This window comes from Staphylococcus sp. LCT-H4, from assembly GCF_001866145.1.
Lineage (GTDB): Bacteria > Bacillota > Bacilli > Staphylococcales > Staphylococcaceae > Staphylococcus > Staphylococcus succinus.
In genome coordinates this window covers 1-1373 of sequence record NZ_MODY01000015.1, presented here as the reverse complement: position 1 = coordinate 1373, position 1373 = coordinate 1, and the positions used below count along the sequence as shown (strand labels likewise).

Annotated in this window: 1 rRNA gene; it reads right to left on the bottom strand. The window is 50.8% G+C overall.

The features are described from left to right. Positions 1–30: 30 nt before the first annotated feature. Positions 31–1373, bottom strand: a 23S ribosomal RNA gene (locus tag BK821_RS13075); the annotation flags it as partial.

The following is a 1373-nucleotide window of genomic DNA, read 5'->3' as shown; positions in this document are numbered from 1 at the left end:
AAAAGTTACCAATCAAAACTGGTTTAATATTTGATTAAGTCTTCGATCGATTAGTATTCGTCAGCTCCACATATCGCTATGCTTCCACCTCGAACCTATTAACCTCATCATCTTTGAGGGATCTTATAACCGAAGTTGGGAAATCTCATCTTGAGGGGGGCTTCATGCTTAGATGCTTTCAGCACTTATCCCGTCCATACATAGCTACCCAGCGATGCCGTTGGCACGACAACTGGTACACCAGAGGTATGTCCATCCCGGTCCTCTCGTACTAAGGACAGCTCCTCTCAAATTTCCTACGCCCACGACGGATAGGGACCGAACTGTCTCACGACGTTCTGAACCCAGCTCGCGTACCGCTTTAATGGGCGAACAGCCCAACCCTTGGGACCGACTACAGCCCCAGGATGCGATGAGCCGACATCGAGGTGCCAAACCTCCCCGTCGATGTGAACTCTTGGGGGAGATAAGCCTGTTATCCCCGGGGTAGCTTTTATCCGTTGAGCGATGGCCCTTCCATGCGGAACCACCGGATCACTAAGTCCGTCTTTCGACCCTGCTCGACTTGTAAGTCTCGCAGTCAAGCTTCCTTATGCCTTTACACTCTATGAATGATTTCCAACCATTCTGAGGAAACCTTTGAGCGCCTCCGTTACTCTTTAGGAGGCGACCGCCCCAGTCAAACTGCCCATCTGACACTGTCTCCCACCATGATAAATGGTGCGGGTTAGAAATCCAACACAGCGAGGGTAGTATCCCAACAACGCCTCCACGTAAGCTAGCGCTCACGTATCAAAGGCTCCTACCTATCCTGTACAAGCTGTGACGAATTTCAATATCAGACTACAGTAAAGCTCCACGGGGTCTTTCCGTCCTGTCGCGGGTAACCTGCATCTTCACAGGTACTATGATTTCACCGAGTCTCTCGTTGAGACAGTGCCCAAATCGTTACGCCTTTCGTGCGGGTCGGAACTTACCCGACAAGGAATTTCGCTACCTTAGGACCGTTATAGTTACGGCCGCCGTTTACTGGGGCTTCGATTCGTAGCTTCGCCGAAGCTAACCACTCCTCTTAACCTTCCAGCACCGGGCAGGCGTCAGCCCCTATACATCACCTTACGGTTTAGCAGAGACCTGTGTTTTTGATAAACAGTCGCTTGGGCCTATTCACTGCGGCTCTCCTGGGCGTTAACCCTAAAGAGCACCCCTTCTCCCGAAGTTACGGGGTCATTTTGCCGAGTTCCTTAACGAGAGTTCGCTCGCTCACCTTAGAATTCTCATCTTGACTACCTGTGTCGGTTTGCGGTACGGGCACCAAAATTCTAGCTAGAGGCTTTTCTTGGCAGTGTGAAATCAACGACTCGAGGAAAAAA